Source organism: Nostoc sp. CALU 1950, from assembly GCF_051172895.1.
GTDB lineage: Bacteria > Cyanobacteriota > Cyanobacteriia > Cyanobacteriales > Nostocaceae > Nostoc > Nostoc edaphicum_A.
The window spans coordinates 1-25,956 of record NZ_JBDNJQ010000078.1 but is presented as its reverse complement, the minus strand read 5'-3'; the positions used below and the strand labels follow the sequence as shown (position 1 = coordinate 25,956).

The following is a 25,956-nucleotide window of genomic DNA, read 5'->3' as shown; positions in this document are numbered from 1 at the left end:
ACGAATTACGAATTACGAATTACGAATTAATATGAAACAACTACGTCAATTTGAACCTTTTATTGCCTTACCCCACCTAATCAAATGGCTGCCTATTTCCGTTGTAGTTGGCATTCTTGCCGGAATGGCTTCTGCTGTTCTTTTAGCATCATTGGAATGGGCAACTGATTGGCGAGAATCACATCGATGGATTATCGCCTTCCTTCCCCTTGGCGGCTTCTTAAGTGGTTGGATTTATCATCGATTTGGTCAAACTGTAGAAGCTGGAAATAACCTTTTACTTGAAGAGATCCATAATCCCAAAAAGGTTATTCCCTTCCGCATGGCTCCTCTTGTGTTACTAGGAACAGACCTCACCCATTTTTTTGGAGGTTCAGCCGGTCGTGAAGGGACAGCATTACAAATGGGTGCTTCTTTGGCAGATCAGTTAACTAAAATATTCCATTTTCAAGGGGCTAATCGGCGAATTTTGTTAACAGCAGGTATCAGTGGAGGATTCGCTTCAGTTTTCGGTACTCCCTTAGCTGGAACTGTATTTGGTCTGGAAGTTTTAGCGATTGGGAAGATTCATTATGATGCTCTTTTTCCTTCTTTGATTGCTGCGATCGTAGGGAATCAAGTCACCTTACTATTGGGTTTACATCATACCGCATACCGACACGCTCCGTTAATACCGACGCTCACAATTTGGGGACTGATTTCTGCCATTATTGCAGGTGTAATCTTTGGAATTGTAGCGAGATTCTTTGCTAAACTAACTCACAAAATTAGTCATTTCTTTAAAACCAAAATATCCTATCCTCCAATGCGTCCTTTAATAGGTGGTGCGATAATAGCAGCAATTGTTGGATTGAGTGGAACAACCAAGTATATTGGGCTTGGTATCCCAACAATCGTTGATTCTTTCTATATTCAGCTACCTGCTTGGGATTTTGCTGCCAAATTGGGTTTGACTGCTTTAACTTTAGGTGCAGGTTTTAAAGGAGGAGAAGTGACACCTTTGTTTTTTATTGGTGCTACTTTAGGTAATGCTTTATCGTTGCTTTTAGCATTACCCGCACCACTGTTAGCAGGAATGGGATTTGTAGGTGTATTTGCGGGTGCAGCAAATACACCTTTAGCATCAATCTTAATGGGAATTGAATTATTTGGTTTGGAATCAGGGGTATTTATTGCTATTGGCTGTGTAGTCAGTTATTTATTTTCCGGTCATTCAGGAATTTATTCTGCACAGCGTATTGGGTTGAGTAAATACTCTGCTGTATATTTAGAAGAAGGGGTGACTTTGGCTAATTATGGGCAACCGAAAATTGATTTACCTGATGATAGAGAAGAAAGAGGAAGTAATTCTCAGGAATAATTTATTAATGTAATTAATGGATACTGATGAAGAATCATGGATTTGGCAAACTAGTTACTTTTCTAAATCAATTGGGACAAAAGAAAATTAGTTACACATTAGCCCATCATCGGGATGAAACTATTATGGTAAATGTGGCGGTGGCTGGTGAACGATGGGAAGTGGAATTTTTTGAGGATGGTTCGGTTGAAGTAGAACGATTTGTTAGTAGTGGAGAGATTAATGGCGAAGAGGCTTTTAGTGATTTATTTGCTATGTATTCAGAGCCAGAAAGTCATTCTGCCAAACATACCCAAAATTCTAATTTTGCAAGCACAACGTGAAGGCGATCGCACAACAGACTCGGTTATTTGTTATATTTAATCAAATGGCAGAGAGCTAGAGTATGCGAAGTATCAAAATACGTTCTTATGTAGGTGAAGACGGAATATTACATCTAGATATTCCTGTAGAAATGAAAGAAACTGAATTAGAAGTCACGATGACACTGAAATCCATAAAAAAACAACCGACTTCTTTAAAAGAGGAAGAATTAAGGCAATTAGAATGGCATGAATTTATTGACAAGACTTATGGCTGTTTAATCCTCAAAGAGAGTATGAAGAACGAGAACCGATAGAATGATTTATCTGTTAGATACTAATGCTTATATTATTTATCTCAATGGTAGAAATATAAATTTACGGCGCAGGCTAGAAAACCACTCGAATTTAGATATTGTTGTTTGTTCTACTGTTAAAGCTGAATTGTTTTATGGGGCAAAGAGAAGTAATAATCCAATGCCTAGCTAATCATTTACTAAATCATTGCTTCCAATTCTTCCAAAGCTTGAAAACTTCCTACTTGCCAACTACGCTCCACAGCAGCAGGGATAATCTCAGTAATAGCTATATCTGCAAAATTAGGACTGGTGTTAGATTTTATGTATTTCCCATCTTTCAGCAAATAAATAGAAAGATTTCCGCTATCGTAAACCCATAGTTCTGGGACTCCAATGGCTTCATAAGCATCAAGAGTAGTTTTTGATGTGACATCAGTTTCAATTGCTAAATCTGGCGGTGGATCATCAGGTTGTAAGCGGCGATGACCAATCATCTGTTGATAGTTCTGAATATAAAAGCAAGCATCAGGTTCAACTCCTGCTAAACCTTGGCGCTTAAATGTGGTGGAACCAAAAGGTTGATATCTGATATCTTTAGCTTTTAGCAATATTTTGACAATATCAGAAATTAAATCTTTGGGAATTTCATGTTCTGGTAAAGGAGCCATAATTTCTAAAGTACCCTGGCTGTAGGCAATTCGGGTAGTTCTTTTTTCTCCTAATTCTTCTAAAATAGATTCAAATTCTTGCCAGCTAACATCAGGAATTGTCACCGTGCTACCAGGTGCTAATTGCATCTGGCTAACAGCTTTGAAAACGGGGATATCAGCAGTCATAACCAAAACATCAGTAAGCTAAATCTCAATAATTTTCTATCAGGTTGCGGTGGATAATATAGCCCACCGTAACCTTTAGACTAATAAATTGAGTTTAACAAAAGCGATCGCTCTACACCGTAAACTTCTCAGCAATTCGCTTCATCGCCTCTTCGACATTCTCACGGCTGTTAAACGCCGAAATGCGGAAGTAACCTTCACCCGCAGCACCAAAGCCAGAACCAGGTGTCCCTACAACGTTGACAGTTTGCAGCAGCTTATCAAAGAATTCCCAACTGGATAAACCATTAGGCGTTTTCACCCAAACGTAAGGTGCATTCACACCACCATAAACTGATAATCCGGCGGCTGTGAGTTTCTCGCGGATAATTTTGGCGTTTTCGAGATAGAAACTCACCAATCCCTTAATTTGCGCTTGTCCTTCTTCAGAGTAAACCGCTTCGGCTCCCCGTTGGATGATGTAAGAAACACCGTTGAATTTGGTAGACTGGCGACGATTCCAGAGTTTCCACAGTTCGACATCGGAACCATCGGCGGCTTTTGCTGTGAGTGTTTTCGGTACTACTGTTAACGCGCAACGGGTTCCTGTAAAACCTGCGTTCTTGGAGAAAGACCGAAATTCGATCGCAACTTCTCTTGCACCTTCAATTTCATAAATTGAGTGGGGAATCGACGGATCGGTAATATAAGCTTCGTAGGCTGCATCAAAGAAAATAATCGAGTTATTAGCTTTGGCATAGTCTACCCATGCTTTGAGATATTCCTTAGTAGCAGTTGCGCCAGTGGGGTTATTGGGAAAGCAGAGATAAATTAAATCGACTTTCTTTGAGGGAATCTCGGCGGTGAAGTTGTTATCAGCCGTAATCGGCAGATAAACTAAACCCTCAAATTCGCCTTTATCGTTGGCATCCCCAGTATTTCCCACCATAACGTTAGTGTCTACATACACGGGATAAACTGGGTCAGTTACGGCAATTATGTTGTCATGACCAAAGATTTCCAGAATGTTGCCGGTGTCGCACTTGGAACCGTCAGAGATAAAGATTTCCGAGGCATCTATATTGGCTCCCCGTGCTTGGAAATCGTGAGTAGCAATTTTCTCCCGCAACCAAGCGTAGCCTTGCTCTGGCCCGTAGCCTTTGAAGGTATTGCGATCGCCCATTTCTTCCACAGCTTTAATCATCGCTGTGCGGCAAGCCTCTGGCAGAGGTTCAGTAACATCGCCAATGCCCAGCCGGATGATTTTAGCATCAGGATTCGCTTCTGCAAAGACATTCACCCGCCGAGCAATTTCTGGAAACAGATAACCCGCTTTCAGTTTTAGGTAGTTGTCGTTAATAGTTGCCATTATGTAGATTATGAAAAACGCCCTCAAATAGCTTACTGCTAATTTATGAGGGCGGGGAGTGGGGAGTGGGGATGAGGGAGATGGGGAGGCAGGGGAAGCAGGGGGAGAATAACTAATGACTAATGACAAATTCCCAATTAGACATTTACCGTTTGTTTATTATCGGCTGAATAATTGTTGCGATCGCTAATTCCAAACTGCGTGATTGATTCTTTACCTGTAATTAATCTTGCTCCGCGATTACGGGTAAAGTAATTCCATGCCCACTGAATCATTACTACTAATTTGTTGTCAAATTCAATTAAGAAATAGATGTGAATCACCAGCCAAAATAGCCATGCAAAGAAACCTTTCAGCTTCATAAAGCCCAAATCTACCACAGCAGAATTGTGCCCAATCATTGCTAAACTACCATGATCAGTATAAGCAAAAGGCGGTAAAGTCTTACCTGCAAGCCGATGTTGAACTAATGTTGCAACATATTCGCCTTCTTGCTTGGCTACAGGTGCAACACCGGGTAATGGTTTACCATTTTGATGAGAAAAATTTGCTAAATCGCCAACTACAAAAATATTGGGATGTCCTTTAATACTCAAGTCGGGTTCGACAATAATCCGTCCAGCGCGATCGCACTCAGCACCTGTGTGTTCTGCTAACACTTTTCCCATTGCAGAAGCTTTCACACCTGCTGCCCATAATACCGTTTTTGAGGCAATTTCTTTAACTTCATCGCCTTGTTTGAGGGTAACAACATCATTTTCAATATTTGTTACCAATGTTTTTGTCTGCACAACCACACCCAAGCGCGTCAGGGATGCTTCCGCTTCTTGTGATAACTCTGGTGCAAAGGGTGGCAGAATCCGATCCAAACCTTCTAATAGCAAAATCTTGGCTTCTGAGGTATCGATGTTGCGGAAGTCTTCTTTAAGGGTTTGATTTGCTAATTCTGCGATCGCACCCGCCAATTCTACCCCTGTTGGGCCACCACCCACAATTACAAAAGTTAACCAAGCACGGCGTTTTTCTGGATCGGTTTCTTTTTCTGCGGCTTCAAAAGCCGAAAAAATCCGGCTACGCATTTCTATGGCATCTTCTACAGTTTTCAAGCCTGGGGCGAATTCTTCCCAGTTATCTTTGCCAAAGTAGGAATGCTTCGCACCTGTGGCGACAATTAAAGTATCGTAAGAAATTGCTTCGTCGCCTACAATAACTTTTTGCGCGTCTGGATCAATATTATTCACCTCTCCCAGCAACACTGTCGTATTCTTGCTCTTGCTGAGTACAGAACGCAAAGGTGAAGAAATATCAGCCGGAGATAGCGCACCTGTGGCGACTTGGTATAGGAGAGGTTGAAATAGATGAAAGTTACGTTTATCAATCAGAGTAACGTTTACTGCCGCCTTAGCAAGTGTTTTTGCCGCATAAAGTCCACCAAAACCACCGCCAACAATAACTACTTGATGGAGTGGATTATTGTCAAGTGAATTTACCATAAGAAATATTATCCGGGATGCCGACTATTGTAACTATTCTTAACAAATTTGTATCAAACTTGTCATCATATATTTTGTATTGCTTTTTACATTTAAAGAAGGATTAAGGTAATCAAAACTACAGGATAGACAGAACTTCTCAAGATGGAGGCTCAGACAATAAGAGTTGGGAATATTTGAATCGCTTTTTGCTTGTGTAAATTTATCAAAGGTAGATGTAGAATTTATGCAAGTTCACTTAGAGCTAGTTGATTCTGGTGTTTGTGTCAAACGTGGTGAATGAGTTCGTCGCCAACGATTAAAGCCATAGATAAGAGCAACAAAAATTAACAAGTAGGGACTATAAACAATTAACCAAATACCCAGCTTGAGTAAGCCAACAGAAAATGCACTCAAAGAGTGGGTAGAGTTGTTCCAAGTTTCCTGAACTTGCAAACCAAAGGCAGGTTGAGGACTAGTGCTTGAAACTGCGGCTTCTAGGTTCAGCGTAATAGTGGAATAAGCAACTTGATTTTTTAGGCTTTTGAGTTGGGCATCAATTTGTTCTATTGTTTGTCGGACATTACTCAGTTCTTGGGCAACACTAAGCACATCTCTGACAGAACCAGCCCGATCCATAATTTTTTGCAAATTAGCTTCAGTTTTTTGCAAATTAGTTAATCTGGCTTGGAAATCTACCAAGCGATCGCCTACATCTTCCGCAGTAATATTACGACTCTCTACAGTGCCTAATTTAGCTAGTTCTTCCAAGGTAGGTTCTAGCCGATTCTCTGGTATTCGCAATTGGATTGTTGCTGTGTAACGTGGGTTATCGGTTTTGGGTTGTTGTTGTTTCAACCCGATTAAATCCCCTTGCTGTTGATTGATAATTTGCGAAACGGCATCGACAGTTCGATCTACAGAGTTGACAGTCAAAGAGATTGCTGCCTTTTTGATGAGTTGGGGACGAGAACGAACTATTGATGAAGCTTCCGCCTTTTGAGAAATACTGCTTTCACCAGCAGGTGCAGATGCTCGATTTGCCATCCCATCGGCGGCCATCTGAGGTAAAGCCGAACTTGTTGAGCGTTCAGAAGAAGCGCAACTGGTGAAAATCACCCCTCCCAATAACGCACTTAAAAATAAAGCAGATGTGCGCGGTAATTTAGTCGAAGTGTACATAATCTACCCCCAGATGGATGAAGTTAACCCCAGTATTACTGAAGTAAAACTCAAAGCTTGTATTGTTGCGATTTATGTAACAGATTTAGTCATTTGTCATTAGTCATTAGTCATTGGGCAATAATTAATAATTTTTCTTCCCCAGTCCCTAATCCCCAGCCCCCAGTCCCCAGAGATAAATTGAATGATTGATAATTCATCTGTGTTACTCGATTTGAGGTAAAATCGTAAGTCTGCCAATTAATGACAATGCTTGCTGACAGGAGATGCTTCTATGGCCCGGATGTATTATGACGAAGATGCCAATTTAGACCTTTTGGCTGGAAAAACTATTGCTATCATCGGCTATGGTTCCCAAGGTCATGCCCACGCTCTCAATCTCAAAGATAGTGGTTTGAATGTGATTGTGGGACTATATCCGGGTAGTAAGTCAGTAGCAAAAGCTGAAGCAGCTGGGTTAACTGTGAAGAATGTCGCAGATGCTGCCAATGCTGCTGACTTTATCATGATTTTGTTACCTGATGAAGTTCAAAAAACGATTTACAAAAACGAGATTGAACCCAATTTAGAAGAAGGGAATGTGTTAGCTTTTGCCCACGGCTTCAATATTCACTTTGGGCAAGTTGTACCACCAGATAACGTAGACGTGGTGATGGTAGCACCCAAAGGGCCGGGGCATTTGGTACGGCGGACTTATGAAGGTGGTGAAGGCGTACCAGCGCTGTTTGCAGTTTATCAAGATGCGAGTGGTCAGGCACGCGATCGCGCCATGTCTTATGCTAAAGGTATCGGTGGTACTCGCGCTGGTGTTCTCGAAACTACTTTCCGCGAAGAAACCGAAACCGATTTATTTGGCGAACAAGCCGTATTGTGCGGTGGTTTGAGCGCTTTAATCAAAGCCGGATTTGAAACTTTGGTAGAAGCTGGTTATCAACCAGAATTGGCTTATTTTGAATGTCTGCATGAAGTCAAGCTGATTGTTGACTTGGTTGTGGAAGGTGGTTTAGCTAAAATGCGCGACAGCATTTCTAACACTGCTGAATATGGCGATTATACCCGTGGGCCTCGGATTGTTACCGAACAAACCAAAGCTGAAATGCAGAAGATTCTCAGCGAGATTCAATCTGGGCAATTTGCACGAGAATTTGTTCTCGAAAACCAAGCTGGTAAACCAGGATTTACCGCCATGCGTCGTAAAGAATCTGAACACAAAATTGAAGAAGTTGGTAAAGATTTACGCGCTATGTTTAGCTGGTTGAAAAAGGCTTAATAAAAGAATGTAGAGACGCGAAATTGTACTTTGTCCCGCAGTGCTAACGCGTCTCTACAACAGTTGATGCTCCCAGTATTTTGAAAAACTATACTTCTCAAAATATAGTAGTTCTCAATTGCATGAAATACAGACCTAACCCCCAGCCTCTTCCCTGCAAGGAAAGTAAGACTTAAAGCCTCTCTCCTTGTAGGAGAGAGGTTTGGAGAGAGGTCAAAATGTATTGCTTCCATTCGAGAACCGCTATAGATGTGGTTTAACAAACATTATTTGCTTTTAGTTTTGAGATAATCTGCAATATACTCTCCATAAGTATCACGCAACATTTGTTCCCGAAATTTGAATCCTAATGTTTTCCCTCGACAAGATAGAGATCCACACAAACATCGGCGGACAGCAATTGATTCATATTCAGTGGTTTCGTAGTCCCAGGTAATCTCCTCACCTATTTCGATATTCCCTAAAGCAACGAAGTCATATCCTCCAAACTGATTGTTTCTTACCCCAGTATTTGGATCACAAGAATGGTTAATGACGACAGCAGGCTCGTCTAGGTTGACATACAAATTAAAATCCATCTGAAAGGAATAAATTGTTCGTTCGGGAACTTCTTCAATTGAAATACCCACCACGACAGTTTCCCCTTGGAAAAATTTTTGTCTAGCAAATACTCCTCGTCCTTTTCCTGTTTGTTGAATCGTGATACGAGAATTTAGCTTTGAAGCTGAAATTACCTCTATTGTACTCATAAAAAAAGAACCATTTTATTTAAAAAAACTTGGCTTAATTAGAGTTAAATCTACTATGTAAAGTGATTTTTTGTAAAGTAAATTTTTCTAATTTTACTGCTGTTTTTATGGCAAAATAAGTTTCAAATATATTTTTTGAATTCATGCATATTTGCAAGATTTTATGCTCTAAAAAATTTAAATTCTCAGTTCAGGCTGAACTACACTTTTTAGACTGAAGTATCAAATGTTTGGCTGGATTTCAGGCATTTAACCTTAATTTTTCGATACTTTTAAACAAAGAGATTAAAGAGCAATATGCTTGGGCAAAGGAGAATCTTAGGTTGAGTTTAGGAACGAAACCCAACCTAAGAAGTTTATGGTTCTAATAAGTTAATAGTCCGTTAACTGCTCTGTACCTCAACTTTTGCTTCCGCTTGCGGCTCAATTTTTTGAGGGATTTGACTTAGAAACAGAGCAACTAAGACAAGAATCGCGCCAATGAAACCGCGTATTCCCAGATGTTCTCCAAGTAGCCAAAACGAGAAAATTGTGGCGAACAATGGCTCAAGTGTATAGAGTAAGGCGGTTTCATCAGACGAAACCCATTGCTGTGCTAAGGTTTGAAGCCAGATGACAGCAGCCGTCGCCAACAGCCCTAAGTAGAGAATCGCTCCCCAGTGCTGGCGAATTGCGTCAAATTCGTTAAGGATTTGTGTGTTATTCCAGAGTACCCCTACTAACGCAATGAACAAAAGTTGAACACTCGTGAGCGTTAAAGTGGGGTGACGGGAGGCGACTCGCTCTAAAAAAAGTATGTATGCTGCATAGACAAAAGCATCAACAAACATCAATAAATCGCCAATTCCTAGTTCTCCCCCTTCCCAAAACATCACACCAATACCAATCACAGCTACTCCAGCAGCTAGGAAACTTCTTAATAGCACGCGTTGACCACTCAGCCATCCTAGTAGGGGGACGATGAGTGCGTTCAAACTGCCAATGAATGCCGCCCGGTTTGCTGGTATCGTCTTGAGTGCAACTGTTTCTATAGCTAAGAAAAAGAAAAGCAAAAGCCCTAGTACTGTACCATCACGAAATAAAAGTGCATTAATATTACGTAAATTTAAGGTAAAAACCCCTGCCGCTATGACAAAGCGGCTGACAATCAATGCACTTGGTGAAAGACTAGTAACGATGTCTTTAGTCAATGGAAAGGTTGTAGCGCTAATTACATTAACAAGGATAAGCAGTATTATTCCTTTTAAATGTAATGAATTTTTAGTTTCCATTAAACTAATTGATTGAATAATGTTTCTTTACATCCATAGAGAATGCGATCGCATAAAGAATATTGGTTTTCCTTTGTCCAGTCACTGCCTTCAGGATCTAGGATTTTTATTTGAGGAAATTCTACTAATCCGATTTTCATGCCTTTTTCCACATTGCAATTAAAAGGTAAAGGAAGTTTGCATTAATCCAATCCCAACTGTACCATTCACTGTGCTATTGAAGTTAACTAGTACGCAGGGAAAAAGCGCACGACAAAACCGAACACAGTCCAAAAAGTTTCCTTGGTTATTCCATTGTCAACAAAGCTGAAGAGATTGCACAATCACATAACAATAAATTCTTGGACATAACACAAATGTGCAACAAATTAAAAACTAGCAGAGTGCCTTTAGCTTTCAAAATATTTTTGGTTTAACTGCGATCGCTAATCTGAAAATTCAACTTTTTAATAAAGTATACCGTATTTTAATAGATACTGATCCTAAGACAACTACGGTCACGTAAGTAGCTCATCAGTGGTATTTTGGAACACTGAACATTTTTGCAGAGATTACAAAGAAATGTTCGGTAATCTAATATCAGAAATCCTACAAAATTGCAACTAATTTAGAGAAGCATACGGCGATGCCTTCACAATAGGCATCGCGGATTTTAGATTTAATCTAATCTAAAATCCCAAATCGATTTAACGATTTACCGCCGCAGCTTCTCGTGCTGCTGCTGCTTGATCTGGGTGAATACCCAAGCGGGTGAGATTGATGCGACCTTTGTTATCAATTTCGCGCACTTTGATAATTACTTCATCGCCCACCGCTACTTCATCCTCAACTTTGCCAACGCGGTAGTCAGCTAGTTGAGAAATGTGGATCATGCCTTCTTTCCCAGGCAAAAATTCCACAAATGCACCTATCGGTATGATCCGAGTAATGCGTCCTGCATAGACATCCCCTTCGTGCAACTTGCGGGTCATGCCTTGGATGATATTTCTAGCTCTCTTGGCCTTGTTCTCATCCACAGCAGAAATTGTCACGGTGCCATCATCTTCGATGTCAATTTTTGCACCAGTTTCCTCTGTGATCCCCTTAATAGTCTTGCCTCCAGGTCCGATGATCAGACCAATCATGTCTGAATCAATCTTGATTGTTAACAGACGTGGGGCATAAGGTGAGGTTTCAGTCCGCGGTGTGTCAATGCAGGCGAGCATTTTCTCCAGAATGTGCAACCGGGCTGCTTTGGCTTGGTGGACGGCTTGGGCTATCACCTCCAAAGACAAACCGGAGATTTTCATATCCATTTGCAAGGCGGTAATCCCGGTATCCGTACCGGCAACTTTGAAGTCCATGTCGCCCAAAAAGTCTTCGATACCTTGGATGTCAGTCAGGACTCGTACTTCGTCCCCTTCCTTAATCAGACCCATTGCCGCGCCACTGACGGGTTTGAGAATTGGTACACCAGCATCCATCAGGGCGAGGGTGGAACCGCAGACTGAACCCATTGAGGTGGAACCGTTGGAAGAAAGTACTTCCGAGACGATGCGAATCACGTAGGGAAATTGTTCTTTTGACGGTAGCACAGGTAGGAGCGCTCGTTCTGCCAATGCCCCGTGACCAATTTCACGCCTTCCTGGAGAACGCATTGGCTTGGTTTCCCCGACTGAGAAGGGCGGGAAGTTGTAATGATGCAGATAACGCTTGTGCTGATCTAGCTGCATGTCATCGTTGAGGTTTTGAGCATCTCCAGGTGTACCCAGAGTACAGGTGGATAATACCTGAGTTAGTTCCCGGTTAAATAAACCGCTGCCGTGGACTCGCTTTGGTAAGACATCAACTAAACAAGAAACCGGACGCACTTGATCGAGTTTACGACCATCAACGCGGACGTTATCTTCGATGATTTGTCGCCGCATGAAGTGTTTGGTAATATCTTTAAAAGTGTTACCAAGTGCCTTCTTATTTGCAGTTGCGGCAACTCGAATGGGATCTTCTTCTGGCAGTTCGCTAATCGTCGCAGCAATTTCATCCTTGACGACATCTAAAGCTGCATCGCGTTCGGGTTTGGTGAAACTAAATTGCGACAGAATTTTCTTAATCTGACCGTTGGCGCGATCGCGGATATAATTTTCTAGCGTCTGGTCTACTTCTGGTGGTGCTTCTTGCACTATTACCAGACCCAGTTCTGCTAATAAATCTTGCTGCGCTTTGATTAAGTCCCGCACTGCTTCATAACCAAAGTCAATCGCCTCAAGAATATCTCGCTCTGGCAACTGATTGGCTCCCGCCTCCACCATGATTACGCCATGTGGTGAACCTGCTACTACCAGATCCAAGTCTCCAGCTTCAGTTTCGGCATAAGTGGGGTTAATGATGAAATCATCTCCCACTAAACCAACCCGCACTGCTGCCATTGGCCCATTAAAAGGGATTTGAGCAATCAGGGTAGCGATAGAAGCACCTGTAACTGCTAACACATCGGGTGGAACTAACTCGTCCATCGACAGCGTTAAGGCAATAATTTGTAGGTCATCCCGCAACCATGACGGGAACAAGGGACGCATGGGACGGTCTATAAGACGGCTGGTGAGAATTGTTTTTTCTGGTGGGCGACCTTCCCGCCGCATGATCCCGCCGGGAATCCGACCAGCGGCATATAGCCTTTCTTCGTAATCTACTGTTAGGGGAAGAAAATCAATGCCTTCTCTGGCTTGCGATCGCGTAGCCGTCACTAAAACGGATGTGTCCCCTGATTCTATCAAAACCGACCCACCAGCCTGGGGAGCAAGTAGGCCTACTTTCAGTCGAATATCCCTTCCATCGAAGGATATTGACTTGTCAACTTCTGCCATTCAGTTTTTTTTCCTTCTCTTTCGCTATTCTCTTTCTGTGGCAATCCTAACATTTATGCCCTATGGCTGACTTCTGGTACATACAAAGATAGACAAGTTGTTCAACGCAAAGTGTGATACAAGATGAGCGCGTCTACCATCTGCTCATTCTCTAGCTTCGCCGCGCCCGGAATTCGCCCAATAATCTTAAATCCCAATGACTGCCAAAGTGTAATTGAAGGTATATTAGTCTCAAAGACCAAATTAAACATTACTGCTTCGTAGCCCAGGTTTGCTGCGATCGAAAGCATAGCCTCTCCCATGAACCGCCCTATACCCTGACCTCGCAACCCTGGTTGTACAATAAAACCAGCATTGCAAATATGGCTACACCGACCAGGAAAGTTTGGCTTTAAATAAAACGCCCCTAATATTTCTTTTGTCTCGTGTGTAGGATCTACAACAGATGTCCTGACAACAAAGGCATCTTTGCTTAACCAGTAAGCTGAAAATTCTGCCTGAGATAAAGGTTGCTTTTGCGGATAGGTTTTACCTTCAACAATTACAACATTGAGTAATGCTCTTACAACCTCATGCTCTTGAGGATGTACATAATCTAGTTCCACTAATATTCCATTTTTTAAAACTTGAATTAGGGGAAAATTCATTATTAACGATGTTATGTGGAATAATTACTTAAATATTTATTGTATGCACAATTTTGTCAAAAAGTCTTCCTGATAAAATGCAAAAAGTAGAATAGTTGCAATTTTAATTATTGAGTTCTGGGAAAATATTAAGTAGTTAGCAAATGGCGATTTTACACTGTAATTGGTTACTAAGAAATCAAAATAGTCGTTTATTTATTTGGGGGGAAACTTGGCGATCGCCACGAGTGAATTTCGAGTCTAATGGATCTGGAGATATAGCACTACATCCATTGGCAATGACATCGGTTGAGTTGAGTGAGTGGTTGCGATCGCAGAACATGGCAATTACCAACTTCATCCAAAAACCCCAAGTTGCGATCGCCCCTGGCGTTGGCGGAGCCATCGCAACTACTGGGCGAACCCGCAAAGCCGCCAGTGCCCCTGAGATAAGTTTACCAACGCACTCTCAAATTATTGCCCTACCAACTTATATCCCAGAAGGAAGTGATAAAGGAACAACAGCGATTTTCCCTGTACATTCTGCCAGCTTGGGGCTAGATATAGACTCCCCGCAATATTTACAACCGTGGAGAGTTGAGGGTTTTTGTCTCAACCCCAGCGAAGCAGTAAAATTTCTTGCTGCTGTTCCTTTAAATGCTGCTAAAGGGGAAGATGCCTTTTTAGGTGGAGATTTACGCTTTTGGTCGCAGGTTGCCCGTTGGAGTTTAGATTTAATCTCGCGGTGTAAGTTTTTACCAACAATTGACCGACAATCAGATGGTGCATTTGCTGCTAAGTGGCAAGTACTTCTAGATAGCGCTGTAGATGGAACTCGCCTAGAAAAATATTCTGCGAATATGCCGTTGGTTTGTCGTACTTATCAAGAGGGAGTGGGGAGTGGGGAGTGGGGAGTGGGGGGAGATGAGGGAGCAGGGGGAGTAAGATCCTCCTCATCCCCCTCATCCTCCTCATCCCCCTCATCCCCCTCATCCTCCTCATCCCCCTCATCCCCTCACCTAGCAGTAGACTTCCCAGCCGAACCTCAAGAATTACTTTTGGGATTTCTCAACAGTACAATAGATGCCCAAGTGCGAGAAATGGTAGGTTCTCAACCTCCAATTGAAGCTAAGACAATCGCATCTTTACCAGCTGGGGTGCGACAGTGGTTGCAAGGCTTAACTAGTACATCTGGCACAGTCAATGCAGATGCCATTGAAGTAGAACGACTGGAAGCGGCACTGAAGGCTTGGACTATGCCGCTACAATACCAATTAACTCTTAAAACTCTATTTCGTACCTGTTTTCAACTGCGTTCTCCAGAGTTTGGCGAAACAGATTGGACATTAGCATATTTCCTACAAGCGGCTGACGATCCTGATTTTTTGGTGGATGCGGCAACTATTTGGAACAATCCGGTTGAACGATTGGTTTATGAAAATCGGACAATTGACCAACCACAAGAAACATTTTTGCGAGGTTTAGGGGTAGCGTCTCGATTATATCCAACAATAGTAGCCAGCTTTGAAAGCGAATATCCCCAATTTTCTCGTCTTACCCCCATACAAGCTTATGAGTTTATCAAAGCTGTAGCTTGGAGGTTGGAAGACAGTGGTTTAGGAGTAATTTTGCCTCCCAGTTTGGCAAACCGTGAAGGATGGGCAAATCGTTTGGGTTTGAAAATTACTGCCGAAACCCCAAAAGGAAAGCAGGGACGTTTAGGGTTGCAGAGTTTACTAAATTTCCAATGGCAATTGGCAATTGGCGGACAGACTATTTCCAAAGCTGAGTTTGATAAACTTGTGGCTTTAAATAGTCCGCTAGTGGAAATTAACGGTGAGTGGGTAGAATTGCGTCCCCAAGACATTAAGACAGCCCAAACATTTTTTACCACTCGCAAAGACCAAATGGCCCTTTCTCTGGAAGATGCTTTGCGCCTTAGTACAGGGGATACTCAGGCAATTGAAAAGTTACCAGTGGTTAGCTTTGATGCATCTGGGGCATTGCAAGAGTTGATTGGGGCGCTGAATAATAATCAAGCGATCGCACCTTTGCCCACACCAGCAGGCTTCAAAGGACAGTTGCGACCTTATCAAGAACGTGGTGCGGCTTGGCTATCATTCTTAGAACGTTGGGGTTTGGGTGCATGTCTCGCCGACGATATGGGACTCGGTAAATGCGTAGCGAATGATACTCTAATAAATGTAAATGGACTGTTACGCACAGCCGAGACAATCTGGAAAACCCACGCTGGACAAGCAGAGTTTGACGGCGAAGGATTTTGGACTAACCCTACAGAGGGATTACTAGTTAATTCCATAGATGAAAAAACTGGCAAAATTGTCCAGGCTAATGTTAGGCGGTTGTATCGGCAGCAAGTCTGCGAGAAATTACGAAAAATCACGCTAGAAGATGGTAGCAATATCACCATCACTCATCGTCACAAGCTGCTAACAAGTAAAGGTTGGACAAATAACTTACAGGTGGGTGATTACGTTTGTGTACCAGGTAAAACGCTTTGGAATGGGCAACCACAAGACCCTGATTTAGTCAAGTTTCTTGCTTGGCAGATTGCTGAAGGGCATGAACTACCCGATGTGGGAAGAGTCACAATATCCCAAAAAGACACCAAAGTATTAGAGGATTTACTCCATATTTGCCAACGTATTAAAGAGCGCTATAACCTCAAAATTAACAGCCCTAATATCTCTACCTTCCCTAACAGAGTTGCTTCTCTTCGAGTTAATAGCCAAGCCTATCGGGAATTCTTAGAAGCTAAAGGTTATGTTTGGGGTAAACTATCGGCAGAAAAATCTATTCCGCCCTTCATTATGCAGGCAGACTTGGATAGTGTGCGGATATTTTTACAAAACTATTTTGATGCTGAATCTGCTGTTGTTTTGAGTATGGGGAGTATTGAAATTGCTACAGCTTCAGCTTTACTAATTCAGCAACTTTCGGCACTACTACGTCGTTTCGGTATTTGGTTACGAATATCGCCCAAACTGAAGTGTGCCACTAATGGAACTCGCACTTTACGCACCTACTATATTGGTGTGATTGGAGGAAATTCTGCCCGCAGATTTTTGCAAGAAATTGGTTTTAATAACTCAGAGAAACAGAGTAAGTTAGAACAAATTTGTCAACTGGTCAGCAACACAAATATTGAAGGAATTCCTGCTTCTGATATGGTTGCCCAAACAGTCATAGCAACGGGACTTCCATTGCGGCATTTTGGGATGCACAACACTGTTTACATTAATGGTTCCCAGCAATTTTCTAGAGATAGTTTACAGCGAGTAATAGCTGGAATGAACCGTATTATTAGTGGAGAAGCCCAAGAACAGTATCAGCTACTAAAACCTTCCAAGTGGACAACTCAAACTTTATCAGCATATAGCAACCTAGATGTACAACAGTTGAGCTTAACAAGACAGTCTTTGCAATGTCTTCTCGACCAAGAGGTATTTTATTGCCGGATAGAATCAATAGAAGAGATAGATTATGATGGATGGGTTTATGACTTTGAAGTTAGCGAACATCATAATTTTGTCGCTAACAATATTATTTGCCATAACACTGTCCAATTTATCGCTTTTCTACTGCACTTGAAAGAACAGGATGCGCTAGAAAATCCAACACTGCTAGTTTGTCCAACTTCTGTTTTAGGTAACTGGGAAAGGGAAGTCAATAAATTTGCACCAAGCCTGAAAATTTTGCAATATCACGGTGACAAACGTCCAAAAGGAAAAGCGTTTTTAGAAGCCGTAAAAAAACATGATTTAATTGTTACCAGCTACTCACTTCTTCATCGAGATATCAAGTCATTGCAAAGTGTTCCTTGGCAGATAATTGTTTTAGATGAAGCCCAGAATGTGAAAAACCCAGAGGCGAAGCAGTCAAAAGCAGTGCGGGAATTAGAAGCGACATTTCGCATTGCATTAACGGGGACACCTGTAGAAAATAGGCTACAAGAACTCTGGTCTATTTTGGATTTTCTCAATCCAGGATATTTAGGCAATAAGCAATTTTTCCAGCGGCGGTTTGCCATGCCAATTGAAAAGTATGGTGATACCGCTTCTTTGACTCAGTTACGTTCATTAGTACAACCATTTATACTGCGGCGATTGAAAAGCGATCGCGACATAATTCAAGATTTACCAGATAAGCAAGAAATGACCGTATTTTGCGGTCTAACTGGTGAACAAGCTGCACTTTATCAACAAATTGTAGAACAATCTTTAGTCGAGATTGAATCTGCTGAAGGATTGCAACGTCGAGGGATGATTTTAGCTTTACTAATCAAACTCAAGCAAATCTGCAATCACCCAGCCCAATATTTGAAACAGGCGACATTAGAGCAACATAATTCAGCCAAACTTCTGCGTCTAGAAGAAATGTTAGAAGAAGTTTTAGCAGAAGGCGATAGAGCTTTAATCTTCACACAATTTGCTGAGTGGGGTAAATTACTTAAACCATATTTAGAAAAACAGCTAGGACGAGAAATATTCTTTTTGTATGGTAGCACCAGTAAAAAACAACGAGAGGAAATGATCGACCGTTTCCAACATGATCCTCAAGGGCCACCGATTATGATTCTTTCTCTGAAAGCCGGTGGAGTCGGACTAAATTTAACACGAGCAAATCATGTATTCCACTTTGATAGATGGTGGAATCCAGCCGTAGAAAATCAAGCTACAGACCGAGTATTTCGGATTGGTCAAACCCGGAATGTGCAAGTACATAAATTTGTTTGCACAGGCACTTTAGAAGAAAAAATTCATGACATGATTGAAAGTAAAAAACAACTAGCAGAACAAGTTGTAGGTGCTGGTGAAGAATGGTTAACTGAAATGGATACAGACCAACTTCGCAACTTACTACTACTCGATCGCAGTGCAGTAATTGACGATGATGCAGAATAAGTTTGTAGTAAGGACTTTAGTCCTTAATTTGAGCGCTAAAGCGCTCACTACAAACCTCGCAAAATTAATGGGACAGACCACTAGATTAAATATGCGATATTGAAAAATATCACACCTTCTTCCTTACCCTGTGCCATCATGTCGAATCACTTTACCCACGGTTATGCATTGTTAATTGGGGTTGGCACAACAGCCGAATCTCGATATTCATTGCCTGTCACAGTTAAAGATGTGCAAGCACTGAAAACAGTGTTAACTGATCCAAACTTGTGTGCCTATCTGGATGATTCCGAACATATTCGCTTATTGCAGAATCAACAGACAACGCGCAGCGCAATTTTCGATGGATTAACGTGGTTAAAGGAAAAGGCTGCTGCCGATAAAGATGCAACAATTGTAGTTTTTTACTCTGGTCATGGGTGCTTTGACTTATCAAGTCAATGTTATTATTTGCTGCAACATGACTTCAATTCCACAGACATTGCTAACACCGCCCTATCTGCCCAAGAATTTACTCAAGCTTTGCGGCAGATTCAAGCAAAGCGGTTGTGGGTGGTAATTGATAGTTGTCATGCAGAGGGTATGGCTACTTCTAAAGGCGAACTACCTGCTGATTTTATCGCCACGGCGTTGCCCAAGGGCGTAGTCGATGCCTTGAAGCAGGGCGAAGGACGGGCGGTGTTTACATCCTCCAGAGGCAATCAGGTTTCTTGGATACGTCCTGATGGAACCATGAGTCTCTATACTTATCATCTAATTGAGGCATTGCGGGGAGCGGCTAATCAACCAGGGGATTCCAAAGTTATGCTCTCAAATCTGATGAATCATTTGGGTAAAACCGTTCCAGAGAGCGCCAGAACCCAACGTCAGGCAGAACAGACTCCGTTTTTTGATACGGCGATGGAAGATTTTCCTATTGCCATGCTGCGGGGAGGGAAAGGACTGCCAAACTCAATCCCAGTCGCAGATTTGCCTAGAGTGATGAGCAATCAAGAGGTTGTAACACCTGCATTGGCAATGGCACGTCGTTCACTAGCAATTTTAGAAGAGCAGGCTGCTGGATTTGGTAAGCTGCAAATGCCAGGTCATCTGAGAATTGAGCTAGAAGAAAAACGTCAAGAAGTGGCAAATCTTGAAGCTAGACTGCAAAAATCAGAGTAAGTAATTCCCACAAGCTGCTATGGAAGATCAAACAAACCTCGAACAAATGCTTTCTACCGCCCGTATGATACTGACGGTGTTGGAACAGCAGGCGGCAGGCTATACCAACTTGACTATTCCGGCTCATCTGAAGGTGCAACTAGACGAGAAACGCCAGGAGGTCACTAGCCTAGAGGCGCGATTAAGCCAGTTGCAGGGACAACGCCCGGAAAGTCTGCCCGATAACCTGCCCCGCTATAACGATGTGTTTGTGGGACGCAAACAAGAAATTGCCCGTTGTTTGGACGCACTTTCACCAGAGGAACGCGGTTGGGGTGTGACGATCGATGGTATTGGTGGTATGGGCAAAACGGCGTTAGCGCTGGAGGTAGCACACCTTGCCCGTAAGGAAGCCTTGTTTGATGCCTACCTGTTTGTTTCTGCCAAGACTACCAGGCTCTCAACTGAAGGAGTTCGGCAAGAAACCCTCGCCCTGTCTTCTCTCGATAGCTTTTGCCGGGAATTTGCCAAGGGGTTGGGAGAGACAGATATTGTGAAAATGACTGATGCCACAGAACGCCGCCGCGCCCTTCTCGATGCACTGCGAGGACGGCGTACCCTGTTGATTTGGGACAACTTGGAAACTCTGAATGCAGAAGAACGAGATATGATTGCCGAGTTTTTGCGGAAACTGCCCACCCCCAACAAAGCGATAATCACCAGCCGCCGCCGCACAGGGGAAAGCGCCGTCACCATCCGCTTAGATCGTCTCTTAGAGGCAGAAGCTTTGGAGTTAATGAGAGAGAAGGGAAGGTCGCACCCCCGCATAGCCCAGGAACTAAACGCAACGAAGCCAGAAATATTGACCTCTTTATATGAAGCGTCTGGTGGCAACCCCCTAGCGCTAGATTGGACATTGGGACAGGTGGCACACAAAGGCTACTCCATCAGTGATGCCCTAGAGCGGTTGCGGAATGCCGCCAAATCTCCCGATCTCTACGGGTTTCTGTTTGCTGATGCCGCCGAAACTCTCTCTGGAAATGATCGCACAGTGTTGTGTGCCTTGGTTGTATTCCTGACACCAGCAAAAACCACAGCACTGGCAGATGCTACGGATTTAGCCATAACCGAGATCCAAGTTTCTTTAGAACGGCTGGTAACTCTATCTTTGGTGAATGATTTGGATGGAGAACGGTTTGGCCTGCACCCCCTCACTCGCACATATATCCTGGCAGCTGTGGACGGAACAGATACCGTTGGGACTGCACCGCTAAATGGAATTCGGTTTGACTCTGCTGCACAACGCAAAGTTCTGCACTACTGGGTGGACTTTGCCCAGAAGTACGGGGGTTATGGCAAAGATGCCTACAAAACCCATGACAAGCTGGAGGCCGAGTGGCAGAATCTAGAGGGCGTGGCGACGACCCTCCGGGAAATGGCAGGTATTCCTGGTGCTTTGAAAGACCGACAGGCTGCCCAGATGCTCATCGATTTGGAAGATGCTTTGTTTAACTTCCTCTGGTTTCGCGGCTACTGGGATGAAGCGATGCGCTTGGGTGAGTGGCGATATCAGGCGGGAAAAGCGCTCGGTCAGTGGAGCGATGTTGGTTGGGGTGCTTATCATGTTGCCTGGATTTACTACTATCGCGCGGAGACTGATAGGGTAGCAAGTTGGGCGGCTCAGATGGCGGAGGCGATAGAGCGGGGCGGTAGCCGTCGGGGTAAGGCTTTTGCAATTCGTTTGCAAGGACTGATTGCAAAGCAACGCAACGACTGGGCGGAGTCGGAGCGCCTTGGCCAGGAAGCATTAGCGATTTACCGAGAGTTGGAGGATGAAGAGATGGAGGCGATCACCCTCAACGATCTGGGAACAGTTGCCCAACAGCAGGGACAATATGATTGCGCCGAGTCCTACTACAAGCAAGCATTGGCGATAGAAGAAAAACGAGGAGATAAACAAGGACAAGCAGCTTATTGCGGCGGCTTGGGACTTCTCGCCCTTAATTGCGATACCCCTACGCAAGCCCGCCCCTGGTACGAGCGTGAGTTAGCCCTAGCGCAAGAAGTGGGACAGCAAGGCTTAGTGGCTGACGCTCAATCTGGCCTAGCACAAGTTCTTGAGAAGGAGGGGCGTTACGTAGAAGCGCTACCCTTGGCACTGGCTGCCTTGGAAATCCGAGAGCGTCTGCGTAGTCAGAGCTTAGATTTTTCGCGCCGATTAGTTGAACGGTTGCGGCGTAAGGCGGGGATGGAATAATTCGTAATTCGTAATTCGTAATTAATTTAAGGTTTTACGTCTATATGTAGTCTCAGGCTTCCAATCTGTAGCCGTATATTTGCGAAACTGATATGCTCTCAATCATAAACGCTAGAGTCTGAAGTAACTGTCACAAAACTAGATCAACCTATCCATTCCATAATTTTGAATTTTAAATTTATTATGACTAATTACACATTACAAGCAAGTCGCGAATGGTGGTCACAACAATGGCTAGATTTGCTAGATTCCTATCGCTTTAAAAAGCGTTTAGAACGTGCGAGAAACTATGCTCGTCAAGGAAATGTTTTGAGCATCGAATTTAAAGGCGCGAAAGTATTGGCTAGGGTGCAAGGCAGTGAAGTAGAACCTTATAAAGTTTCTCTTTCCCTTGAACCATTTACCGATGAACAGTGGGGTTATGTAATTGAAACTATGTCCCAAAGGGCAATTTTTGCTGCCAAATTACTAGCAGGAGAAATGCCACAAAATATAGAAGAAGTCTTCACGGCTAATGGTCTTTCGATATTTCCATTTACCCTTGCTGATGTCCAGAGTAAATGCTCTTGTCCTGATAAAGCAAATCCCTGTAAACATATTGGTGCCATCTACTATCAGTTAGGCGATCGCTTCAGTGAAGACCCCTTTGTACTCTTTCAATTGCGCGGACGTACCAAAGAGCAAATTATCAGCGATTTGCGACAGTTACGTAGCGCCAAGATTGAAACCCCTGCCACAGAAGCGCTTGATGTTCAACAGTCAATTCCTAATACCAAGTACTCGGTAAAAATTGACTCTTTCTGGCAATATAATGAGCCGCTAGAGTCATCTTTGGTAGTGATTGTGCCTTCCAGCAGTGAGACAATATTAGATGTACTGGAAGCGATTCCCCTAGCAAAAGAAGAGGAAAATGCAGTAAATTCTACATCAAGTGATGTGGTAATGAAATATTTGAATACCCTTTACAGAGATGTAAGCCAGAAGGCTGTTTTAGCAGCGATGAATGTGGGAGGAAGTTGATACTAATTGGTAATTCGTAATTATGTTAACTGGGTAGTTCAATCTTCACCCACTTCCGTACTGCCCGACGAATTGCCCGTCTGCCATCTGCCCGATTTTGCTCAATCAGTTTTGGCAAATCCCGAATAGCTAAAGTAGGAAATACTAAACTGTTCTCTGATTCGACATATTCTCCATCTTGCAGGTGGTAAATCTTTAGTTCACCGGAGTCATAACACCAGAGTTCTGGCACTCCCAGGCGGGCATAAATGGGAAAACGATTTAAAGACTTACTGGTAATATCAATTTCCAGTGCCAAATCAGGTGGTGGGTCTTGTTTCAAATCCAGATCCAATCTACCCCGAATCGCAACTTCATTCTGGAAATAGAAGCAGTTATCTGACTCCACCCCTGCCATTCGGCTTTCTCGCTTCCAAGTAGTCGAACCATAACTTTCATAATCTAAATCCAGCACATCAGCGATTTCTTTGACCAAATCGCCAATTACCTCTTTATAGTGTTCGTGTTCAGGTAAAGGTGTCATAATTTCCAAAGTGGTGCGATCGTAAGCTAACCTTGCTGCCCGATGCTCTCCTAAGTCTTTTAGAAGATTTTCAAACTGTTGCCAGCTAATGTCATAAAGCATTACTCGGTCTGCTCGATTCTTGGCGACTGTCATTGTTACGATCTCCAGAATATTTTATTGTCCAAACTCAAGCCTAGCCTGTTCTACCAAATCAGCCGTCACAACCTCTTGTCCTGCTTCACGAGCCAGCTGTTCAATTCTAGCTTTAGCTTGAGAGCGGACAAAAAAGGGAATATTTTGCAATTTTTCTTTAGCTTCAGATGTCCATCGCAAAGCATCAATAAAATTGGAATCGCTCATAGTATTAATTACCGTTTAATCACTAGATTACTAATTTTCCTATAAAAAAAGCCCTTGCTTTTACGCAAGAGCCTTTAGACTATTTGATTGTCAGTGATGAGATAAACTTTACAACCTAATCTAGGTCGTCCATAAACATCACTGGCTCAGTCTCACGGTTAATTCCTTTCTCAAAACCACCAGCCGCAGCCCGTGCGCGACCAGCGTGCCACAAGTGACCAACTAGGAAGAAGAATCCTAGTACGAAGTGAGAAGTCGCCAACCAAGCGCGAGGAGATACGTAGTTGAAAGAGTTAATTTCAGTAGCCACACCACCTACGGAGTTCAGAGAACCCAAAGGAGCGTGGGTCATGTATTCAGCGGCGCGACGAGCTTGCCAAGGTTGAATATCATTCTTGATTTTTTCCAAGTCAAGACCATTGGGGCCACGTAGAGGCTCCAACCAAGGGCCACGGAAATCCCAGAAGCGCATGGTTTCACCACCGAAGATGATTTCACCAGTTGGAGAGCGCATCAGGTATTTACCCAGACCTGTAGGGCCTTGGGCAGAACCGACGTTAGCACCCAAGCGTTGGTCACGAATCAAGAAGGTCAAAGCTTGAGCTTGAGAAGCTTCTGGACCGGTAGGGCCGTAGAATTCGCTGGGGTAAACGGTGTTGTTGAACCAAACATAGATTGAGGCAATGAAGCCCATCAACGACAGAGCGCCCAAGCTGTAGGAGAGGTAAGCCTCACCAGACCAGATGGATGCACGACGTGACCAAGCAAAAGGCTTGGTGAAGATGTGCCAGATACCGCCAGCAATTAGGATAAAGGCAATCCAAATGTGACCACCGACGACATCTTCTAAGTTATCAACGCTAACAATCCAGCCTTCGCCACCAAAGGGAGACTTGATTACATAACCGAAGATAACCGCTGGGTTCAATGTCGGATTAGTAATAACACGAACGTCACCACCGCCTGGTGCCCAAGTGTCATACAAACCACCAAAGAACATTGCCTTCAGCACCAACAGCAACGCACCGCATCCCAAAATAATCAGGTGGAAGCCGATGATGTTGGTCATCTTGTTCTTGTCTTTCCAGTCGTAACCAAAGAAAGAAGAGTATTCTTCTAAGGTTTCTGGGCCACGGACAGCATGATAAATACCGCCAAAGCCAAGGACGGCTGAGGAAATTAGGTGGAGTACACCAACAACAAAGTAGGGGAAGGTGTCGATGACTTCACCACCAGCACCAACACCCCAGCCCTGAGTGGCAAGGTGAGGTAACAAGATCAAGCCCTGTTCATACATGGGCTTTTCGGGAATGAAGTGAGCGACTTCAAACAAAGTCATCGCTCCAGCCCAGAATACAATCAAACCAGCGTGGGCAACGTGAGCACCCAGTAGTTTGCCAGATAGGTTGATTAAACGTGCGTTACCAGACCACCAAGCAAATCCAGTGGATTCTTGGTCGCGTCCAGCACCACCTAATACATTCGGTCTATTAGAGAGCGTTACCACGTGGTAATACCTCCTCAGGGAATACAAATTGTTCGTGGGGTTGATCTTGAGGAGCCATCCAAGCGCGGATACCCTCATTCAGCAAAATGTTTTTGGTATAGAAGGTTTCAAACTCAGGGTCTTCCGCCGCCCGTAATTCTTGGGAGACGAAATCATAAGCCCGCAGGTTGAGTGCTAAACCGACGATGCCGACGGCACTCATCCACAAACCTGTGACTGGCACGAACAACATGAAGAAGTGCAACCAGCGTTTGTTAGAGAAAGCAATACCGAAAATCTGTGACCAGAAACGGTTTGCTGTCACCATTGAGTAGGTTTCTTCAGACTGGGTGGGATTGAAGGCGCGGAAGGTGTTAGCACCATCACCGTCTTCAAACAAGGTGTTTTCCACTGTGGCACCGTGAATGGCGCACAATAGAGCACCACCCAATACACCTGCAACACCCATCATGTGGAAGGGGTTGAGTGTCCAGTTGTGGAAGCCTTGCAAGAATAGTAGGAATCGGAAAATTGCCGCTACGCCAAAGCTGGGTGCAAAGAACCAGCTGGATTGTCCCAAGGGGTACATCAGGAATACGCTGACGAATACTGCAATGGGAGCAGAAAATGCGAGGGCGTTATAAGGACGGATACCTACCAGACGGGCAATTTCAAATTGCCGCAACATGAAGCCAATCAAACCAA

The 25,956-nt window shown here is 43.4% G+C and carries 20 protein-coding genes and 1 pseudogene; 8 read left to right on the top strand and 13 right to left on the bottom strand.

Going from position 1 to position 25,956, the window contains the following annotated elements; genetic code table 11:
• Positions 1-31 precede the first annotated feature (31 nt).
• From ABF638_RS20820 to ABF638_RS20810, 3 genes are all read left to right on the top strand, one after another.
• Entirely contained in the window at positions 32-1,360 is a 1,329-nt protein-coding gene (locus ABF638_RS20820) for a voltage-gated chloride channel family protein (RefSeq protein WP_435024898.1), read from the top strand.
• A 26-nt stretch (positions 1,361-1,386) separates the two neighbouring features.
• Positions 1,387-1,683, top strand: a complete 297-nt coding sequence (locus ABF638_RS20815; RefSeq protein ID WP_435024896.1) for a hypothetical protein — start codon at positions 1,387-1,389, stop codon at positions 1,681-1,683.
• Between the two features lie 62 nt (positions 1,684-1,745).
• The gene (locus tag ABF638_RS20810) at positions 1,746-1,979 is read left to right on the top strand and encodes a hypothetical protein (RefSeq protein WP_435024895.1); all 234 of its coding nucleotides are present in this window, start codon (positions 1,746-1,748) and stop codon (positions 1,977-1,979) included.
• A gap of 179 nt (positions 1,980-2,158) precedes the next feature.
• On the opposite strand, the gene ABF638_RS20805 is transcribed toward ABF638_RS20810, so the two are convergent.
• From ABF638_RS20805 to ABF638_RS20790, 4 genes are all read right to left on the bottom strand, one after another.
• Positions 2,159-2,797 (bottom strand): Uma2 family endonuclease, encoded by a 639-nt coding sequence (locus ABF638_RS20805; protein ID WP_435024893.1) that lies wholly within the window; start codon positions 2,795-2,797, stop codon positions 2,159-2,161.
• A gap of 112 nt (positions 2,798-2,909) precedes the next feature.
• Entirely contained in the window at positions 2,910-4,145 is a 1,236-nt protein-coding gene (locus tag ABF638_RS20800; RefSeq protein ID WP_435024892.1) for an LL-diaminopimelate aminotransferase, read from the bottom strand.
• 137 nt (positions 4,146-4,282) lie between these two features.
• Positions 4,283-5,638 carry an NAD(P)/FAD-dependent oxidoreductase gene (locus ABF638_RS20795; RefSeq protein WP_435024891.1) on the bottom strand — a complete coding sequence of 452 codons (1,356 nt, stop codon included), beginning with the start codon at positions 5,636-5,638 and terminating at the stop codon, positions 4,283-4,285.
• Positions 5,639-5,872: 234 nt separating this feature from the next.
• Positions 5,873-6,799: a DUF4349 domain-containing protein gene (locus tag ABF638_RS20790; RefSeq protein WP_435024890.1), complete on the bottom strand. Its 927-nt coding sequence runs from the start codon at positions 6,797-6,799 to the stop codon at positions 5,873-5,875.
• Positions 6,800-7,073: 274 nt separating this feature from the next.
• Here ABF638_RS20790 and ilvC point away from each other — a divergent pair, with 274 nt between their 5' ends.
• A complete protein-coding gene (gene ilvC, locus ABF638_RS20785) occupies positions 7,074-8,069 on the top strand; it encodes a ketol-acid reductoisomerase (RefSeq protein ID WP_179073886.1) in 996 nt (331 codons plus the stop codon).
• A gap of 266 nt (positions 8,070-8,335) precedes the next feature.
• Here ilvC and ABF638_RS20780 read toward each other — a convergent pair whose 3' ends face one another.
• From ABF638_RS20780 to ABF638_RS20760, 5 genes are all read right to left on the bottom strand, one after another.
• A complete protein-coding gene (locus tag ABF638_RS20780) occupies positions 8,336-8,818 on the bottom strand; it encodes an SET domain-containing protein (RefSeq protein ID WP_435024889.1) in 483 nt (160 codons plus the stop codon).
• A gap of 383 nt (positions 8,819-9,201) precedes the next feature.
• Positions 9,202-10,089 carry a DMT family transporter gene (locus ABF638_RS20775; RefSeq protein WP_435024888.1) on the bottom strand — a complete coding sequence of 296 codons (888 nt, stop codon included), beginning with the start codon at positions 10,087-10,089 and terminating at the stop codon, positions 9,202-9,204.
• On the bottom strand, positions 10,089-10,229 hold the full coding sequence (locus ABF638_RS20770) for a hypothetical protein (RefSeq protein ID WP_435024887.1): 141 nt from the start codon (positions 10,227-10,229) through the stop codon (positions 10,089-10,091). The genes ABF638_RS20775 and ABF638_RS20770 overlap by 1 nt, the downstream gene beginning before the upstream one ends.
• A gap of 546 nt (positions 10,230-10,775) precedes the next feature.
• Positions 10,776-12,932, bottom strand: coding sequence for a polyribonucleotide nucleotidyltransferase (locus ABF638_RS20765; protein WP_181931776.1), 2,157 nt, complete (start codon positions 12,930-12,932; stop codon positions 10,776-10,778).
• A 101-nt stretch (positions 12,933-13,033) separates the two neighbouring features.
• Positions 13,034-13,579, bottom strand: coding sequence for a GNAT family N-acetyltransferase (locus tag ABF638_RS20760; RefSeq protein ID WP_435024886.1), 546 nt, complete (start codon positions 13,577-13,579; stop codon positions 13,034-13,036).
• A 143-nt stretch (positions 13,580-13,722) separates the two neighbouring features.
• On the opposite strand from ABF638_RS20760, the gene ABF638_RS20755 reads away from it, so the two are divergent.
• The 4 genes from ABF638_RS20755 to ABF638_RS20740 all read left to right on the top strand — a co-directional run bounded on the left by ABF638_RS20755 (position 13,723) and on the right by ABF638_RS20740 (position 22,900).
• Positions 13,723-18,483, top strand: coding sequence for an SNF2-related protein (locus tag ABF638_RS20755; RefSeq protein WP_435024885.1), 4,761 nt, complete (start codon positions 13,723-13,725; stop codon positions 18,481-18,483).
• A 99-nt stretch (positions 18,484-18,582) separates the two neighbouring features.
• Entirely contained in the window at positions 18,583-19,644 is a 1,062-nt protein-coding gene (locus ABF638_RS20750; RefSeq protein WP_435024884.1) for a caspase family protein, read from the top strand.
• A 19-nt stretch (positions 19,645-19,663) separates the two neighbouring features.
• Positions 19,664-21,880, top strand: coding sequence for a tetratricopeptide repeat protein (locus ABF638_RS20745; protein WP_435024883.1), 2,217 nt, complete (start codon positions 19,664-19,666; stop codon positions 21,878-21,880).
• A 183-nt stretch (positions 21,881-22,063) separates the two neighbouring features.
• Positions 22,064-22,900: an SWIM zinc finger family protein gene (locus ABF638_RS20740; RefSeq protein WP_435024882.1), complete on the top strand. Its 837-nt coding sequence runs from the start codon at positions 22,064-22,066 to the stop codon at positions 22,898-22,900.
• A gap of 25 nt (positions 22,901-22,925) precedes the next feature.
• On the opposite strand, the gene ABF638_RS20735 is transcribed toward ABF638_RS20740, so the two are convergent.
• From ABF638_RS20735 to ABF638_RS20720, 4 genes and pseudogenes are all read right to left on the bottom strand, one after another.
• Positions 22,926-23,558, bottom strand: a complete 633-nt coding sequence (locus ABF638_RS20735; RefSeq protein ID WP_435024881.1) for a Uma2 family endonuclease — start codon at positions 23,556-23,558, stop codon at positions 22,926-22,928.
• A 21-nt stretch (positions 23,559-23,579) separates the two neighbouring features.
• A complete protein-coding gene (locus ABF638_RS20730) occupies positions 23,580-23,765 on the bottom strand; it encodes a PCP reductase family protein (protein ID WP_069070310.1) in 186 nt (61 codons plus the stop codon).
• Positions 23,766-23,880: 115 nt separating this feature from the next.
• Positions 23,881-25,272, bottom strand: a complete 1,392-nt coding sequence (gene psbC / locus ABF638_RS20725; protein WP_435024880.1) for a photosystem II reaction center protein CP43 — start codon at positions 25,270-25,272, stop codon at positions 23,881-23,883.
• Positions 25,256-25,956 (bottom strand): annotated as a pseudogene (locus tag ABF638_RS20720) (photosystem II D2 protein (photosystem q(a) protein)); the annotation flags it as partial. The pseudogene ABF638_RS20720 and the gene psbC, both read right to left, overlap by 17 nt.

Coding starts and splice junctions, on each gene's coding strand:
- ABF638_RS20770 (WP_435024887.1), bottom strand. CDS start 10,229: ATGAAAATCGGATTAGTAGAATTTCCTCAAATAAAAATCCTAGATCCT.
- ABF638_RS20815 (WP_435024896.1), top strand. CDS start 1,387: ATGAAGAATCATGGATTTGGCAAACTAGTTACTTTTCTAAATCAATTG.
- ABF638_RS20780 (WP_435024889.1), bottom strand. CDS start 8,818: ATGAGTACAATAGAGGTAATTTCAGCTTCAAAGCTAAATTCTCGTATC.
- ABF638_RS20730 (WP_069070310.1), bottom strand. CDS start 23,765: ATGAGCGATTCCAATTTTATTGATGCTTTGCGATGGACATCTGAAGCT.
- ABF638_RS20755 (WP_435024885.1), top strand. CDS start 13,723: ATGGCGATTTTACACTGTAATTGGTTACTAAGAAATCAAAATAGTCGT.
- ABF638_RS20790 (WP_435024890.1), bottom strand. CDS start 6,799: ATGTACACTTCGACTAAATTACCGCGCACATCTGCTTTATTTTTAAGT.
- ABF638_RS20795 (WP_435024891.1), bottom strand. CDS start 5,638: ATGGTAAATTCACTTGACAATAATCCACTCCATCAAGTAGTTATTGTT.
- ABF638_RS20820 (WP_435024898.1), top strand. CDS start 32: ATGAAACAACTACGTCAATTTGAACCTTTTATTGCCTTACCCCACCTA.
- ilvC (WP_179073886.1), top strand. CDS start 7,074: ATGGCCCGGATGTATTATGACGAAGATGCCAATTTAGACCTTTTGGCT.
- ABF638_RS20735 (WP_435024881.1), bottom strand. CDS start 23,558: ATGACAGTCGCCAAGAATCGAGCAGACCGAGTAATGCTTTATGACATT.
- ABF638_RS20775 (WP_435024888.1), bottom strand. CDS start 10,089: ATGGAAACTAAAAATTCATTACATTTAAAAGGAATAATACTGCTTATC.
- ABF638_RS20810 (WP_435024895.1), top strand. CDS start 1,746: ATGCGAAGTATCAAAATACGTTCTTATGTAGGTGAAGACGGAATATTA.
- ABF638_RS20760 (WP_435024886.1), bottom strand. CDS start 13,579: ATGAATTTTCCCCTAATTCAAGTTTTAAAAAATGGAATATTAGTGGAA.
- ABF638_RS20745 (WP_435024883.1), top strand. CDS start 19,664: ATGGAAGATCAAACAAACCTCGAACAAATGCTTTCTACCGCCCGTATG.
- ABF638_RS20740 (WP_435024882.1), top strand. CDS start 22,064: ATGACTAATTACACATTACAAGCAAGTCGCGAATGGTGGTCACAACAA.
- ABF638_RS20765 (WP_181931776.1), bottom strand. CDS start 12,932: ATGGCAGAAGTTGACAAGTCAATATCCTTCGATGGAAGGGATATTCGA.
- ABF638_RS20805 (WP_435024893.1), bottom strand. CDS start 2,797: ATGACTGCTGATATCCCCGTTTTCAAAGCTGTTAGCCAGATGCAATTA.
- ABF638_RS20800 (WP_435024892.1), bottom strand. CDS start 4,145: ATGGCAACTATTAACGACAACTACCTAAAACTGAAAGCGGGTTATCTG.